The following is a 15,018-nucleotide window of genomic DNA, read 5'->3' on the forward strand; positions in this document are numbered from 1 at the left end:
GTGGAGACCGGGACGCCGTACGGGGCCCGGGCCGGACGAGGGAGGCACGCGTGGACAAGGTCGTGGCGAGCGCGGCGGAGGCGGTGGCGGACATCGGGTCCGGCGCGCGGCTCTCCGTGGGCGGGTTCGGGCTCTGCGGGGTGCCGTCGGTGCTCATCGAGGCGCTGCTGGCGCAGGGGGCCGACGACCTGGAGGCCGTCTCCAACAACTGCGGCGTCGACGAGTGGGGCCTGGGCCGGTTGCTGATGGCGGGTCGGCTGCGCCGGATGGTCTCCTCCTACGTCGGGGAGAACAAGGAGTTCGCCCGCCAGTACCTGTCCGGCGAGCTCGAGGTCGAGCTGACGCCGCAGGGGACGCTCGCCGAGCGGATGCGGGCCGGCGGCTCCGGCATCCCGGCCTTCTACACGGCGACCGGTGTCGGCACCCAGATCGCCGAGGGCGGGCTGCCGTGGCGCTACGACGCCGACGGCGGCGTCGCGCTGGCCTCGCCCCCGAAGGAGACGAGGGTCTTCGCGACCGCGGAGGGCGACCGGGAGTACGTCCTCGAGGAGTCGATCGTCGCCGACTTCGGTCTCGTGCGGGCCTGGCGGGGGGATCGCCACGGCAACCTCGTCTACCGGGACTCGGCCCAGAACTTCAACCCGCTCGCCGCGATGTGCGGGCGCACCACCATCGCCGAGGTCGAGGAGCTCGTCGAGCCCGGCGACCTCGACCCGGCGAGCATCCACACGCCGGGGGTCTACGTGCAGCGCGTGGTGGCGCTCACCCCGGAGCAGGCCGCCGACAAGCGGATCGAGAAGAAGACCGTGAAGGAGCGTGGCTGACATGGCCTGGGACCGCGACCAGATGGCCGCCCGTGCGGCCTCGGAGCTGACCGACGGCTCCTACGTCAACCTCGGCATCGGGCTGCCCACCCTGGTGCCCAACCACGTGCCCGACGGCGTCGAGCTCGTGCTGCAGTCGGAGAACGGCATCCTCGGCGTCGGCCCCTACCCCGAGGACGGCGACGAGGACCCCGACCTCATCAACGCCGGCAAGGAGACGGTCACCCTGCGTCCCGGCGCCTCGATCTTCGACTCGGCGACCTCGTTCGGGATGATCCGAGGCGGCAAGATCGACGCCGCGATCCTCGGCGCCATGCAGGTCTCGGCGGTCGGCGACATCGCCAACTGGATGATCCCCGGCAAGATGGTCAAGGGCATGGGCGGGGCGATGGACCTCGTCCACGGCGCCAAGCGGGTCATCGTGCTGATGGAGCACACCGCCAAGGACGGCTCGCACAAGATCGTCCGGGACTGCTCGCTGCCCTACACCGGCAAGCGGGTCGTGCAGCGGATCATCACCGACCTCGCCGTCATCGACGTCGTCGACCCCGCCACCGGCGACGTCGCCCCCTCCGGCACCGCGGGCGACCGCGTCCTGCGCCTGGTCGAGCTCGCCGACGGCGTCACCGAGAGCCAGGTGCGCGAGGCCACCGGCGTCGACCTGGTCTGAGTCGCGGCGTCAGCCCTTCGGGGGCAGGGACGCCGCCACCGCCTCGCCGCGGCGTACCCAGGCCTCGAGGTCGGCGTCGCCGACGAGGCGAGCGGGGGCGACGACCACCCAGGTGCGCGAGGCGCGTCCGGACATCTCCATCGCGGTGACGCCCTCCTGCTCGCGCAGGGCCGCACCGTCGGCGGCGAGCACCCGCACGAGGAGTCCGTCGCGGGGGCCGCTGACGCACACCGCCATGTGGCCACCGGGGAGGAGGAAGCCGAGCCCTCCGAACACCGGTCGCTCCGCGGCTCCGGGCAGCAGGTCGCGGACCCGCGCGGCCAGCCGCTCGTCGTACGCCACGGCACGAGTCTCGCCCCGCGACGGGTCGGCGTCACCCCCCGAGCGGCGACTCAGTTACTGTAGCGAGATAGTGCAGTAAAGCGGACGGGTCGGGCGACCCGACAGCGACGAGCGAAGGGTGCAGCGTGGTCGAGGAGCTCCTCTGGTACATCCCCAACCAGGTGCACGCGGGTCACCGCGGCGACGACCGGGTCGAGGGGCACAACAGCCTGGAGCGGCTCTCGACGCTGGCTCGCGGCGTCGAGGCGGCCGGATGGGGCGGGGCGCTGCTGGGCACCGGCTGGGCCCGGCCCGACACGTTCACGGTGGCGGCCGCGCTCGCGACCGCGACGACCCGCTTCCAGCCGCTCGTCGCGATCCGACCCGGCTACTGGCAGCCGGCGCACTTCGCGGCCGCCGCCGCCACGCTCGACCACCTCTCGGGGGGCCGGGTCCTGGTCAACGTCGTCTCGGGGCAGGACCACCAGGAGCAGTACGGCGACGACGAGGGCGACCAGGCCCAGCGCTACGCGCGGACCAAGGAGTTCATGCGTCTCGTCCGACGGCTGTGGACCGAGGAGCGGGTCACCCACGACGGCGAGTACTACCGCGCTCGGGACGCCGACATCGCCCTGCGCCCGGTCGCGCGGGAGGGGCGGCCGCACCCGCGGCTGTACTTCGGCGGCGCCTCCGAGGCCGCCCAGCGGGTGGGCGCCACCGAGGCCGACGTGCAGCTGTTCTGGGGCGAGCCGCTCGAGGGGGTGGCCGAGCGGATCGCGACCCTGCGCGGGCTCGAGCAGAGCCTGGAGCGCGACCTGCCGCCGCTGCAGTTCGGCCTGCGGATCACGACGGTCGTGCGCGAGACCCGCGAGGAGGCGTGGGCCGACGCCGAGGCCCGGGTGGCGCAGATGGCGAAGGGGCCCGCGGAGTTCGCGCGCGACCCGCGCCGCGACCACGCGCAGGGCCAGCAACGTCTCGTCGAGCTGGCCGCCCGCGGCGACGTGCTCGACGACTGCCTGTACGTCGCCCCGGCCCGGCACGGCGGCGGGGGAGCCGGCTCGACGTGGCTGGTCGGCTCCGCGGAGGACGTGGCGAAGGCGCTGCACCGGTACCTCGACCTCGGCGTCTCCCACCTGATCCTGTCGGACACGCCGTACGAGCGGGAGGTCGAGCGCATCGGGCGCCTGCTGCTGCCGCTCCTGCGCTGACGGGGTCTGCGCTGAGTGGGCCTGCGCCGGCCCTCCCGCGCTGACATAGTGGGCCGCTTCCTGACCCAGACCTCCCGGGAGGCCCCGTGTCCAGCGCCGAGAAGCCCGCTCCGAGTGTCGACGAGGGGGCCCCGCCGCGCTGGCGGGTGATCGGGCCGGGGCTGGTCGTCGCCGCGACCGGCGTCGGCGCCGCCGACCTGGTGGCGACGGCCGTCGCGGGGTCGATGTACGGCTACGCGCTGCTGTGGGTGGCGGTGCTCGGGTCGATCCTCAAGGTCGTGCTCGTCGAGGGCGCCGGCCGCTACTCGCTGGCCACCGGCCGCACGATCTTCGAGGGCTGGCGCAGCCTCGGGCGGTGGACGACCTTCTACTTCGCGCCCTACATCGTCCTTTGGGGCTTCGTGTACGGCGCGACCGCGATGTCGTCGTCCGCCCTGCCGGTGGTGGCGCTCTTCCCGTCGCTGAACCTCAACGTCGTCGCCGTGCTCACCGGCCTGGCGGGTCTCGTGATGGTGTGGTTCGGCACCTACGCGGGCTTCGAGAAGGTCATGGCCGCGCTGATCGGCATCATGTTCGTGGCCGTGATGGGGGCCGCGATCCTCACCCTGCCCAACCTCGGCGAGGTCCTCGGCGGCCTCGTGCCGCGGCTGCCCGACGGGTCGGTCGTCTACGCGCTGACCGTGATGGGTGGCGTCGGCGGCACGATCACGCTCGCGGCGTACGGCTACTGGCTGCGGGAGAAGGGCTGGTCGACGCCCCGCTTCATGCGGGTGATGCGCCTCGACAACGGCGCGGCGTACGCGATGACGGGCCTGTTCGTCGTCGCCATGCTCGTGATCGGCGCCGAGCTGCTGTTCTCGGCCGGCATCGCGATCGACACGGGCGACCAGGGTCTCGTGCAGATCGGCGACGTGCTGCGCGACCGCTACGGGGACGTGTACGGCGTGGTCTTCCTGGTCGGCTTCTTCGCCGCCTCGTTCAGCTCGCTGATCGGCGTGTGGAGCGGCGTCAGCCTGATGTTCGCCGACTTCTGGGGCAACCTGAGGGGACTCCGCTCGGGTCACCCCGACACCCGCACCGGCGGCAAGTACTTCCGCTACTACCTGCTGTGGCTGACCTTCCCGCCGATGCTCCTGCTGCTGCTCGGGCGCCCGGTCGGCCTGATCCTCGCGTACGGCGTGCTGGGGGCGTTCTTCATGCCGTTCCTCGCGGTGACGCTGCTGATCCTGCTCAACCGCAGGGGTGCGGGGAAGGCGGCCGACGCCGCGCTGAACGACCCCGACCCGACCCTCGCCCCGCAGGTCGACCAGCGCGCCGCGACGAGCGGGGTGGTGCCGGAGCAGTGGCGCAACGGCTGGCTGTCCAACTCGTTGATGACGCTGTGCGCGTTCATCTTCCTGGCGCTCATGGTCAACGAGGTCCAGAAGGCCGTCGTCACCAACTGGCCGTTCTGATCCGCCACGCCCGAGCCTGCGAGGGCGTGACGCGGATCAGGTCGAGCGAGCGTCGCGACCGAGGGACGAGGTCGCGGCGGCGGGTCGAGACCGCGGTGGGTCGACGGCCGAGGGCGTGACGCGGATCAGGTCGGACGAGCGTCGCGACCGAGGGACGAGGTCGCGGCGGCGGGTCGAGACCGCGGTGGGTCGGGACCGCGGTGGGTCGACGGCCGAGGGCGTGACGCGGATCAGGTCGGGCGAGCGGAGCGACCGGGGGACGAGGCGGACGGTGCGCCTCGCCCCCCGGGGTGCGCGCCCTAGTCCGCGGTGAGCCCCGCGGCCGGGGTGATGCGGGCGGCGCGGCGGGCCGGGAGGGCGGCGGCGAGCAGGCCGGCGAGGGCGGCGACCGCCACGACCAGCGCGAGCTGACCGACCGGGAGCACGACCGGGGTGGTCGCCACGACCGGCGCGATGATCGTGTGCAGCCCGACCCACGCGAAGACCACGCCCACCGCCGTGCCGAGCACTGTCGCGACGACCGCGAGCAGCACCCCCTCGAGCGCGAGCGTGGCCCGCAGCCGTGCCCGGGTGAGCCCGAGCGCGCGCATCAGCGCGAGCTCGCGGGTCCGCTCGAGGACCGAGAGCCCGAGGGTGTTGGCGATGCCGGCGAGCGCGATGAGCACCGCGATCCCGAGCAGGCCCACGACGGCGGCGGTGACGATGGTCAGCTGCAGGTCGACCGCGTCGCGCCGGGAGAGCCCGGCGGTCACCTCCGCGTCGTACGACGCGGCGACCGCGCCCACGTCGGCCGCGAGGTCGTCGCCCCCGGTGCCGTCCTCGGCGCGGATCCAGACCGCCCCCACCCCGGCCTGCGGGGCCAGCCGGTCGAGCACCGCGGGCGCGACCAGGGCGCCCTCGCCGGTCACGTCGCCGATCACCGGCCGCAGTCGCACCGTCGCGTCACCGACGCGGACCGCGACCCGCCCGGCGACGTCGAGCTCGTTGAGCACGGAGGCGGGCAGCCGGATCTCGTCGTCGGCGATCCCCCCGGTGACGGAGGGGTCGAGGCTGAGGCCCGCGACGTCGTCGACCTCGTCGGGGGCGAGCACCGTCACCTCCCCGGCGCCGGCGACGCGCGCGACGACGCCCGGCACGGCCTCCGCCCGGGCCACCCCCGGCACGGCGGCGAGCCGCCGGGCGGCGTCGGCCGGCAGGATCCCCGCCGTACGGGTCACGCCCGCGTCCAGCGGGTGCTGCGCCGCCATCTCGTCGTCGGTCACCGCGCGGGTGCTGGCGACGCCGACGAGCACGGCGGTGGTCAGGGTGACCCCGACGAGCAGCGACGCCGTCGCGGCCGAGGTACGACGGGGGTCCCGGACGGCGTTGTCGGCCGCGAGGCGCGCGGTCGGCCCGGCGACGCGGGCGGCTGCGGCGCCGCACGCCCGCACGAGACCCGGCACGACCACCGGCCCGAGCAGCACGAGGCCGGAGAAGGACACGATGCCGCCGGCGAGCATGAGCAGCAGGGCGGGGCCCTCGCCGTCGAGCGCGACGGTGGTCGCGAGCAGGGCGGCACCGAGGGACACGGCGCCCACGCCGGCGGCGAGGCGCAGCCGCCCGGCGCCGGTGGTCAGGCGGGTGTCGTCGTCCGGGGCCAGGGCCGCGACCGGCGGCACCCGCACGGCGCGACGGGTCGGCGACCAGGCGGCGACGACCGTGACGAGCACGCCCACCGCGGCCGCGGCGGCGTACCAGGACGGCCCCGCGGAGGCGTCGCCGAGCCCGGCGGCCGGGACCCGGCTGCGGACCGCCGCCACCACCAGGTGGCCCAGCGCCGCGCCGGCGAGGAGACCGACGGCGGTGGCGGCGGAGCCCACCGCGAGCGCCTCGAGGCGCACCGCCCGCTGCAGCTGGCGGCGCGTCGCGCCGACGCAGCGCAGCAGGGCCAGCTCGCGGCGACGCTGCGCGAAGAGGATCGTGAAGGTGTTGGCGATGACCAGCACCGCCACGAACAGCGCGATCGCGGCGAACACGAGCAGCATCGTCGCGAGCACGTCGACCCCGTCGTTGGCGGCCACCACCTGCTCGTCGACGTACTCCCGCGCCGGCAGCACCGACTCCGCGGCGCCCCGGGTCCCGAGCGCCGCGGCCAGCGCGGCGCCCTGCTCCTCGGCCGAGCCGGGACCCGCCCACGCGACGGCCTCGACGTACATCGCGTCGGCGAACCGCCGCAGGTCGTCCCAGCGCAGGTAGACCGCGTTGGCGGCCGAGGTCGGCCCGGGGTCGGAGGTGCCGACCACCGTCACCTCGACGGCCGCGTCGTCCTCCCCGACCCGGAGCGTGTCGCCGACCGCGACGGGCCCGAGCTCCGCGGCCCGCGCGTCGACGAGCGCCTCGCCGTCGGCGCGCGGGAAGCGGCCGTCGACCAGCACCGGCCACGTCGGGGGGTCCGTCAGGCCCGGCAGCTCCCCGACGAAGAGGTCCTCGCCCACCCCGCCCTCGGGCCTCACCGGCACCTGGGCGGAGCCCACGACCGAGAGGCGGGCGCCGTCGGCGGCGGCCGACTCGTGCAGGCGGTCCAGGCGGCGGGGGTCGACGCCCGTGGCGACCACCTCCGCTCCCTCGAACGGCGCCCCCACCCCCGCGGAGAGCCCGTCGCGGGTGGCGCTCGTGATGGCCCCCGTGACCACCACGAACGCCACCCCGATCCCGACCGCGAGCCCGACGGCGACGTAGCGCCGCAGGTGGGCCCGCAGCGACGCGAGCAGCACGGCCCTCATCGCACGACCTCCGTCGCGCCCGGGCCGGCGAGGGCCGCCACGAGGCGGGCGCGGTCGGGGGCGACCAGGTGCTCGCGCACCCGGCCGTCGGCCAGGACGACGACGTCGTCGGCGTACGCCGCCGCCTCGAGCTCGTGGGTGACCATCACGACCGTGCGACCGAGCTCGCGGACGCTGCGGCGCAGGTAGCCCAGCACCTCGGCCGAGCTGGTGCTGTCGAGGTTGCCGGTCGGCTCGTCGGCGAAGACGATCGCGGGACGCCCGACCAGCGCGCGGGCGATCGCGACCCGCTGCTGCTGGCCGCCGGAGAGCTCCCCGGGGCGGTGGCCGAGGCGGTCGGCGAGACCGAGCACCTCCACGACCTGGGCGAGCAGCTCGGGGTCGGGGCGGCGCCCGCCCAGCGCGGCGGGGAGCGTGATGTTCTGCTCCGCGGTCATCGTCGGCAGCAGGTTGAAGGCCTGGAAGACGAAGCCGACCTGGTCGCGCCGGAAGCGCGTCAGGGCCGCGTCGTCCATCGCGTGCAGCGCCTGGCCGGCGACGGCGACGGCGCCGTCCGTGGGCACGTCGAGGCCCGCGAGGCAGTGCATCAGGGTGGACTTGCCGGAGCCGGAGGGGCCCATCACCGCGGTGAACCGGCCGGCGGGCAGGTCGAGGTCCACGCCGCGCAGGGCGTGCACCTGCGCCGAGCCGGCGCCGTACGTCTTGGTGAGGGCGCGTGCCTGGGCGGCGAGCCGTGTGGTGGGGGGCGGAGGGGTCCCGAGGTGGGTCGTCGTCATGGCCAGGACGCTATTTCCGACCGGTGCCGCGCCGCGTCGGTCGGCGGGATGGTCCTGGGTGCCGGTGGTGCCGGCCGTGTCATCCCCAGGTCGTACGACGGGGGGAGGGCCCCGGCGCCGGGGCTAGGCCACGAGGCCGGTCTCGTGGGCCAGCACGACGAGGTGCACCCGGTCGCGCGAGCCCGTCTTGTGCAGCAGGCGCGAGACGTGGGTCTTCACCGTCGCCTCGGCGACGACGAGGTCGGCGGCGATCTCGGTGTTGGAGCGGCCCCGCGCGACGAGCAGCAGCACCTCCCGCTCGCGCTCGGTGAGCGAGGCCAGACGCCCGTCGTCGCCGGCGGGCCGCGGCGCGGGGGCGCCCGCGTCGGGCAGCGACGCGGCGACGTGCGCGAGCAGGCGTCGGGTGGTCGAGGGCGCGACGACGGCGTCGCCCGCGTGGACGGCCCTCACCGCGGCCAGCAGGTCCGGCGGGGCGGCGTCCTTCAGCAGGAACCCCGAGGCGCCCGCCTTGATCGCGGCGAACGCGTACTCGTCGAGGTCGAAGGTGGTGAGGACCAGCACCTGCGGTGCCCCGGGCCGGGCGACGAGCGCGCGGGTGGCCGCCACGCCGTCGAGGCGCGGCATCCGCACGTCCATCAGGACCACGTCGCAGTCCACGTCGGAGAGCCGGTCGAGGGCCTCCTGCCCGTCGCCGGCCTCGCCGACGACCTCGAGGTCGGGCTGGGAGTCCAGCAGCATCCGGAAGCCCGCCCGGACCATCTGCTGGTCGTCGACCAGGAAGACGCGGATCCGGCTCACAGCGGGATCCTCGCGGACACGACGAAGCCGCCTCCCGGCGCGGGCCCGGCGCGCAGCACACCACCGAGCGCGGCCACCCGCTCCCGCATGCCGACCAGGCCGTGCCCACCCCCGTGACCCCCACCGTGACGCCCGCCGTGACCTCCACCGTCGCCCGGCACGACCGCGGCGCCGCGGCCGTGGTCGCGGACCTCGATCGCGACCCCGTCGTCGTCGACGGCCACGCTCACCGCGGGCCGGGCGTCGGGCCCGGCGTGGCGGCGGACGTTGGTCAGCGCCTCCTGCACCACCCGGTACGTCGTGAGCGCGACGGCGCCCGGCACCGCCCGGTCCAGGCCGACCAGCCGGTGGGCGACCGCGTCGCCGTCGACCAGTCGCCGCAGGTCGCCCAGGTCCGGGACGGGCGCCGTCCCGGTGTCGCCGGAGCGCAGCAGGCCGAGCATGCGGCGCATGTCGGCGAGGGCCTCCCGACCGGTCGCGGCGATCGCGGCCAGCGCGGCCGGGGCCACCGCCGGGTCGGCCGGGGCGGCGTACCGGGCCCCGTCGGCCTGCACGACGATCACCGACAGGCTGTGCGCGACGACGTCGTGCAGCTCCCGGGCGATCCGGGCCCGCTCCTCGGTCGCGGCGAGCGCCACCCGCTGGGCCGCCTCCCGCGCGATGCGCTCGTTGCGCTCGAGGAGGCCGTCGACGTACGCCGCCCGCACCCGCCCGAGGGTGCCGAGCGTCCAGGCGGTCACGACGACGGCCGAGAGCAGCACGACCATCGGCAGCACGGTGCCCGGGCTCACGCCGGCGGGCGGGTGGACCCAGTCGACGGCGGCGACCAGCGCGGCCGTCCCGGCGACGGCCAGCGCGACCCAGCCGGCGCGGGCGCTCGCGAAGCGCGCGACGGAGTACACGGCGACCGGGAAGGCCAGCTGGCTCCAGAGGGGCTCGTCGACGAGCAGGACCTGCGCGGCGCTCGCGGCCGCGACCCCCGCGAAGGTCGCCACCGGCCGCGGCCGGCGCCACCACAGCGGGCCGACCTGCAGCACGCCGAGCACCAGGTGGACGAACGCGGTGCCGGCGCCGAGCCAGATCAGCGGCAGCGGAGCGAGCAGCACGAGGACCAGCGCCCGGTCGAGCCGCAGCCGCGCCGCGTCGGGGAGCCGTCGCGGCGGGCGCACCGGGGCGACCGGGTCTCTCGGGTCCACCGGACCACGGTAGGACGCGGGGGCCCCGGCGGCGTCCGCCCACGGGATGACCCGGCGGGGGCGGGGTGGTGCATAGTGACGCGCATGACGAAGTGGGAGTACCTGACCGCCCCGATCCTCACGCACAACGCGAAGATGATCCTCGACAACTTCGGCTCCGACGGGTGGGAGCTGGTCCAGGTCGCGCCGGGCATGAACCCGGAGAACCTGGTGGGCTACTTCAAGCGGCCCGTCCAGTCGTGACCACCCCGGAGCAGCGCCTCGAGGCGCTCGACCTGCCGGTGCCCGAGGTCGCCGCCCCGGTCGCGACGTACGTGCCGGCGGTGCGCAGCGGGCAGCACGTCTTCACCTCCGGGCAGCTGCCGATGCAGTACGGCGAGCTCCTGCTCACCGGCAAGGTCGGCGGCCAGGTGGGCCTCGAGGAGGCGCAGCGCTGCGCCCAGCAGTGCGCCCTCAACGCGATCGCGGCCGTCAAGTCCGTCGTCGGCGAGCTGTCCGCCGTGACCCGGGTGGTGAAGGTCGTGGTGTTCGTCGCCTCCACCCCCGACTTCACCGGCCAGCCGCAGGTCGCCAACGGTGCCTCCGAGCTGCTCGGCGCGGCCTTCGGCGACGCCGGGGTGCACGCCCGCTCCGCCGTCGGCGTGTCCGTGCTGCCGCTGGACGCGCCGGTCGAGGTCGAGCTGGTCGTCGAGGTCGCCTGACGTGGGCGCCTCCCGCCCGCCGCTGCCCGCCCGGCTCGTCGAGCAGGCCCGGGCGTACGCCGACGGCTCGGCCACCCCGGCCGAGCCCCGCGACGCCGCGACGGTCGTGCTCCTGCGTCCCGGCGCCGCGGCGCCCTCCGAGGTCTACCTGCTGCGGCGGCAGACCTCGATGGCGTTCGCGGGCGGGATGTGCGTCTTCCCCGGCGGCGGGGTCGACCCCCGCGACCGCGAGCACCCGATCGACGCCGACGCCTGGGCGGGCCCCACGCCCGCGGAGTGGGCCGCACGGCTCGGCACCGACGAGCCGCTGGCCCGGGCGCTGGTCTGCGCCGCGGTGCGGGAGACCTTCGAGGAGTCCGGGGTGCTGCTGGCCGGCACCCGGGAGGAGGTCGTCGCCGACACCAGCGGCGACGACTGGGAGGCCGACCGTGCCGCACTCGAGGCCCACGAGCTGGCGTTCACCGACCTGCTCGAGCGTCGCGGCCTCGTGCTGCGCACGGACCTGCTGGGCGCCTGGGTGGCGTGGTGCACGCCGGTCTTCGAGCCCCGGCGCTACCGCACCTGGTTCTTCGTGGCCGCCCTCCCGACCGGCCAGGTGACCCGCGACGTGTCCACCGAGTCCGCGGCGGTGATGTGGTTGCCCCCGGGGGCGGCCACCGCGATGGCCGACCGCGACGAGGTCGCGATGATGCCGCCGACCTGGCTGACGTGCCGCGACGTCGAGCGGTACGGCGACCCCGCCGGCGTGCTCGCCGAGGCCGCCCGCCGCACCCTGACGATGTTCACCCCCGAGGTCGTCGAGACCGCCGAGGGCTTCGGCCTCACCTCGCCGCCGCAGTACGACGGGATCTTCGCGTGAGCGGCGCCGCGGACGGGACCTGGGCCGGCGGTGCGTTCGGCGAGCGGGCCCGCTGCCTGCTGGCGCCCAACCCCTCGATGATGACCCTCGACGGCACCAACACCTGGGTGCTGCGCGAGCCCGGTGCCGAGCGGTGCGTCGTCGTCGACCCCGGTCCGGTCGCCGACGGGCACCTCGAGGAGCTGACCGACACCGTCGACGGCGTGGCGCTCGTGCTGCTCACGCACCACCACCTCGACCACTCCGAGGTGGCCGCGACCCTCGCGGACCGCAAGGACTGCGCGGTCCGTGCCCTCGACCCCGCCTGGTGCCACCGCGGCGAGCCGCTGCGCGACGGCGAGGAGATCGACGTCGACGGGCTCGCCCTGCGCGTGGTCGCGACCCCCGGCCACACGGCCGACTCGGTGTCCTTCGTCGTCCCCGCCGAGCGGGCCCTGCTCAGCGGCGACATGGTGCTGGGCCGCGGCACCACCGTCGTCGCGCACCCCGACGGCCAGCTCGGCCCCTACCTCGACTCCGTCGAGCGGATGCGCGGGATCGCCGAGACCGAGGTCGACGTGGTCTGGCCCGCCCACGGGCCCGTCCTCGACGACGCCCGCGGCGTCCTCGACCACTACCTCGCCCACCGCCGCGACCGCCTGGCGCAGGTCGAGGCCGCGCTCGCCGAGCTCGGGGAGAGCGCCACGTCGTTCGGCGACCGCGACGCCGACCCCGACGACACCCTGCCGCGCCGCGTCGTCGAGATCGTCTACGCCGACGTCGAGCGCCACCTGTGGGTGCCCGCCGAGCTGTCCGTGCGTGCCCAGTTGGCGTACCTGGGGTCCTAGGGTTCCGCCCCCGGGGCGGCGGGTCGGCCGGCGGCCGCGCTGCCGGTGTTTCGGCCGGGTCACCGGGCCCCGACACGCTCCGTCGCGCTCTGGCCGGCGCGGGCGCGATCAGCGCGAGCGGCGTCCGAGGCGCTCGATGTCCATGATCACCACGGAGCGGGGCTCGAGGCGCAGCCAGCCGCGCGAGGCGAAGTCCGCGAGGGCCTTGTTGACCGTCTCCCGGGAGGCGCCGACCAGCTGCGCGAGCTCCTCCTGGGTGAGGTCGTGGTGGACGTGGACGCCGTCGTCGGCGGTGCGTCCGAAGCGGTCCGCGAGGTCGAGGAGGGCCTTGGCCACGCGGCCCGGGACGTCGGAGAAGACGAGGTCGGCGACGACGTCGTTGGCCTTGCGCAGCCGGGCGGCGAGCTGCGAGAGCAGGCCGCGGGCCACGGTCGGGCGGCCCTCGAGCCAGCGCAGCAGGTCCTCGTGGGACAGGGAGGCGAAGCGGGAGTCGGTCACCGCGGTCACCGTCGCGGAGCGGGGGCCGGGGTCGAACAGCGAGAGCTCACCGAACATCTGGCCGGGTCCGAGGACCGCGAGGAGGTTCTCGCGCCCGTCCGCCGAGGTGCGGCCGAGCTTCACCTTGCCCTCGAGCACGACGTACAGCTTGTCGCCGGAGTCACCCTCCCGGAACAGCACCTCGCCCCGGTTCAGCGAGCTCTCGGCCAGCGAGCCGAGCAGCGCGGTGGCCGCCTCGTCGTCGAGGGCGCTGAACAGCGGTGCCTGACGCAGTACGTCGTGGTTCATCGCGGTCTCCCGGGTTCGCTCGTGAGGCCTCTGGCCACGGAGTGATGTCAAGCCGTCGCGGGCCTGAGTGAGATTGATCCTATCCGCGTCGGCTCGGCCCCGGCGACCGCCCGCGGGCCTCGGGGTGTCCGTCCCCCGGTCGGGCGACTGCGGCGGAGCGGCTCGCGACGGATGATCGCCTCAGCGCGGGGCCCGGCGGCCCGGGCCCGTGCGTCACGGGGGAAGGCGGGGGGGGGTCGTGGACGACGGCGACGGCACGGAGGACGGGGGAGCGGGGCGCACCCCGGCGGCCCGGCCGAGGCGAGCGGGGCGGAGCCTGCGACCCGCGCAGGACGACACCCCGCCCGGGGGCCCGCGCATCGACGTGGGCAGCCGCATCGGCTGGCTGGCCCGCACCGCGCGCCAGCTGCGTGGGGGCGCGCGGCTGCGCCGCCTGGAGGACATGTCCCGGGCGACCGGCCACGCGGTCACCCGGCTCCAGCGCGTCGAGACCGGCCAGCAGCGCAACAGCGACGTGCTGGACGCCTACGAGCGCCACCTCGACCTGCCCGGCGGCGCGCTGGTGGCGCCCGTCGACGCGCTGTGCCGGACCTTCCCCGACGAGGCGCCGCGGGACCTGGGTCGCGGCGAGGAGATCACCGACCCGGCGCGGATGTCCGTGCTGACGGAGGCGCTGCTCGACCCGGGGCCCGTGACGGGTGGCCAGTGGCTCGCCTGGGCGGGCGCGATGTCGGCCGTCGGGGGCATGGGGCTCCCGGTGCCGACGGCCCGGGGGCTGGTCGAGCGCCTCGTCGGCGAGCTGGCCCGGTCGGCGGCGAGCGGCTACGTCTCGCGCTACGAGGCGCTCGCGCGCCTGCGCTGCGGCCCGTACGGCGGGCTGGTGCTCGAGGTCGCGCAGGGCTGGGTCGCCGACGTCCACGTGCAGGCCGCCAGCGACGTGCTCAGCGCCGTCGGCGAGGCGATCACCCCGGCTGCGCAGGACTGGCTCCTCGACCTCCTCGAGGACGAGCGCGACCGCCTGGTCGTGGGGGCCGCCCTCGGCCTCGAGCAGATGGCGGCCGTGGGCGGCGAGGCGTTCTGGCGCGGCCTGCTGCCCGACGCCGTCGCGAGCTTCGACCGAGCGGAGCCCGGGACCACCCGCTGGTGGTGGACCTCGCACCTGCTGCGCACGGTGCCCCGCAGCACCTGGGAGGCCACCGAGCTCCGGCCGCGCCGACGCTTCGCCCCGGCCCCGGCCGTCCGCGACTGGTCCCGCAGCCGCACCCCCACGCTGTGGACCGAGTGCCGGGCGCGCGGCGGTGCCGTCGCCTCGCGCCTGGGTCTCGACTCCGGGGGGCTGCTGGCCCGGCTGGTCTTCGACATCGCCGTCAGCCCCCACGAGACGCAGGCCGTCACCGGCTACATGCTCCTCGGCGCACTCCCGGAGGCGGCGGAGGAGGTCGCGGCCGAGCTCGCCGAGATGGCCGAGCAGCCCCGGGATCCGCTGCTGCGCGCCCGGATCGCCCGGCGGCTGCCGGGGCTGCTGCCCGCGGTGCTGCCCGACCGCGTCCGGGCCTGGATCGACAGCGACGACGAGCACCTCCGCCCCGCCGCGATGCGCGCCGCCGGCGCGGCCGGGGTCCACCTGCCGGTGGCGGTCCTGGAGGCCGAGCTGGGTGGCGAGGAGTTCCCGGCGGGGGCCATGTACGCCGCCGGGATGTCCGGTCACCCGGTGCTGCGCGACTGGGCCGCCCACCCGCGCCCCGACGTGGCCGGCGCCGCCGGCTGGTGGCTGCGGCAGGGCGACCGCGTGGTGCGCTGAGCGGCCCCGGCCGGGTGTCGACGCCGGTCCGTACG

The 15,018-nt window shown here is 75.9% G+C and carries 15 protein-coding genes; 9 read left to right on the forward strand and 6 right to left on the reverse strand.

Annotated features, from left to right (window positions below):
• Window positions 1–50: 50 nt before the first annotated feature.
• Together ABD158_RS06875 and ABD158_RS06880 are read left to right on the forward strand one after the other, a co-directional pair.
• Complete coding sequence (locus tag ABD158_RS06875; protein WP_344005482.1) at window positions 51–824, forward strand: CoA transferase subunit A; 774 nt, start codon at window positions 51–53, stop codon at window positions 822–824.
• A gap of 1 nt (window position 825) precedes the next feature.
• Window positions 826–1,494, forward strand: coding sequence for a 3-oxoacid CoA-transferase subunit B (locus ABD158_RS06880; RefSeq protein ID WP_344006998.1), 669 nt, complete (start codon window positions 826–828; stop codon window positions 1,492–1,494).
• A gap of 9 nt (window positions 1,495–1,503) precedes the next feature.
• Here ABD158_RS06880 and ABD158_RS06885 read toward each other — a convergent pair whose 3' ends face one another.
• On the reverse strand, window positions 1,504–1,836 hold the full coding sequence (locus tag ABD158_RS06885; protein ID WP_344005484.1) for a TfoX/Sxy family protein: 333 nt from the start codon (window positions 1,834–1,836) through the stop codon (window positions 1,504–1,506).
• 125 nt (window positions 1,837–1,961) lie between these two features.
• Here ABD158_RS06885 and ABD158_RS06890 point away from each other — a divergent pair, with 125 nt between their 5' ends.
• Both ABD158_RS06890 and ABD158_RS06895 read left to right on the forward strand, forming a co-directional pair.
• A complete protein-coding gene (locus tag ABD158_RS06890; protein WP_344005486.1) occupies window positions 1,962–3,023 on the forward strand; it encodes an LLM class flavin-dependent oxidoreductase in 1,062 nt (353 codons plus the stop codon).
• An 86-nt stretch (window positions 3,024–3,109) separates the two neighbouring features.
• Complete coding sequence (locus tag ABD158_RS06895) at window positions 3,110–4,477, forward strand: Nramp family divalent metal transporter (protein ID WP_344005488.1); 1,368 nt, start codon at window positions 3,110–3,112, stop codon at window positions 4,475–4,477.
• Window positions 4,478–4,776: 299 nt separating this feature from the next.
• Here ABD158_RS06895 and ABD158_RS06900 read toward each other — a convergent pair whose 3' ends face one another.
• The 4 genes from ABD158_RS06900 to ABD158_RS06915 all read right to left on the reverse strand — a co-directional run bounded on the left by ABD158_RS06900 (window position 4,777) and on the right by ABD158_RS06915 (window position 10,009).
• Window positions 4,777–7,239, reverse strand: coding sequence for an FtsX-like permease family protein (locus ABD158_RS06900; protein ID WP_344005490.1), 2,463 nt, complete (start codon window positions 7,237–7,239; stop codon window positions 4,777–4,779).
• Window positions 7,236–8,015, reverse strand: coding sequence for an ABC transporter ATP-binding protein (locus ABD158_RS06905; RefSeq protein WP_344005493.1), 780 nt, complete (start codon window positions 8,013–8,015; stop codon window positions 7,236–7,238). Before ABD158_RS06905 ends, ABD158_RS06900 begins: the two co-directional genes overlap by 4 nt.
• A gap of 123 nt (window positions 8,016–8,138) precedes the next feature.
• Window positions 8,139–8,813: a response regulator gene (locus ABD158_RS06910; protein WP_344005495.1), complete on the reverse strand. Its 675-nt coding sequence runs from the start codon at window positions 8,811–8,813 to the stop codon at window positions 8,139–8,141.
• Window positions 8,810–10,009 (reverse strand): sensor histidine kinase, encoded by a 1,200-nt coding sequence (locus tag ABD158_RS06915; RefSeq protein WP_344005497.1) that lies wholly within the window; start codon window positions 10,007–10,009, stop codon window positions 8,810–8,812. The genes ABD158_RS06910 and ABD158_RS06915 overlap by 4 nt, the downstream gene beginning before the upstream one ends.
• An 84-nt stretch (window positions 10,010–10,093) precedes the next feature.
• On the opposite strand from ABD158_RS06915, the gene sp36 reads away from it, so the two are divergent.
• Genes sp36 through ABD158_RS06935 form a run of 4 tightly spaced genes read left to right on the forward strand, consistent with a single transcriptional unit; the run spans window position 10,094 to window position 12,396 of the window.
• Window positions 10,094–10,252 carry a Sp36 family protein gene (sp36, locus tag ABD158_RS06920; protein ID WP_344005499.1) on the forward strand — a complete coding sequence of 53 codons (159 nt, stop codon included), beginning with the start codon at window positions 10,094–10,096 and terminating at the stop codon, window positions 10,250–10,252.
• Window positions 10,249–10,710 (forward strand): RidA family protein, encoded by a 462-nt coding sequence (locus tag ABD158_RS06925; RefSeq protein WP_344005501.1) that lies wholly within the window; start codon window positions 10,249–10,251, stop codon window positions 10,708–10,710. Before sp36 ends, ABD158_RS06925 begins: the two co-directional genes overlap by 4 nt.
• Window position 10,711: 1 nt before the next feature.
• Window positions 10,712–11,569 (forward strand): NUDIX hydrolase, encoded by an 858-nt coding sequence (locus ABD158_RS06930; protein ID WP_344005503.1) that lies wholly within the window; start codon window positions 10,712–10,714, stop codon window positions 11,567–11,569.
• Entirely contained in the window at window positions 11,566–12,396 is an 831-nt protein-coding gene (locus ABD158_RS06935; protein ID WP_344005505.1) for an MBL fold metallo-hydrolase, read from the forward strand. The genes ABD158_RS06930 and ABD158_RS06935 overlap by 4 nt, the downstream gene beginning before the upstream one ends.
• 108 nt (window positions 12,397–12,504) lie before the next feature.
• Here the strand turns inward: ABD158_RS06935 and ABD158_RS06940 are convergent, their stop codons facing one another.
• Window positions 12,505–13,182 carry a Crp/Fnr family transcriptional regulator gene (locus ABD158_RS06940; RefSeq protein ID WP_344005507.1) on the reverse strand — a complete coding sequence of 226 codons (678 nt, stop codon included), beginning with the start codon at window positions 13,180–13,182 and terminating at the stop codon, window positions 12,505–12,507.
• Window positions 13,183–13,420: 238 nt separating this feature from the next.
• On the opposite strand from ABD158_RS06940, the gene ABD158_RS06945 reads away from it, so the two are divergent.
• On the forward strand, window positions 13,421–14,983 hold the full coding sequence (locus tag ABD158_RS06945) for a hypothetical protein (RefSeq protein ID WP_344005509.1): 1,563 nt from the start codon (window positions 13,421–13,423) through the stop codon (window positions 14,981–14,983).
• The last annotated feature ends 35 nt before the right edge of the window (window positions 14,984–15,018 follow it).

Origin of the sequence: Nocardioides lentus (assembly GCF_039529515.1) — a bacterium.
In the GTDB taxonomy this organism is placed as follows: Bacteria; Actinomycetota; Actinomycetes; order Propionibacteriales; family Nocardioidaceae; genus Nocardioides; species Nocardioides lentus.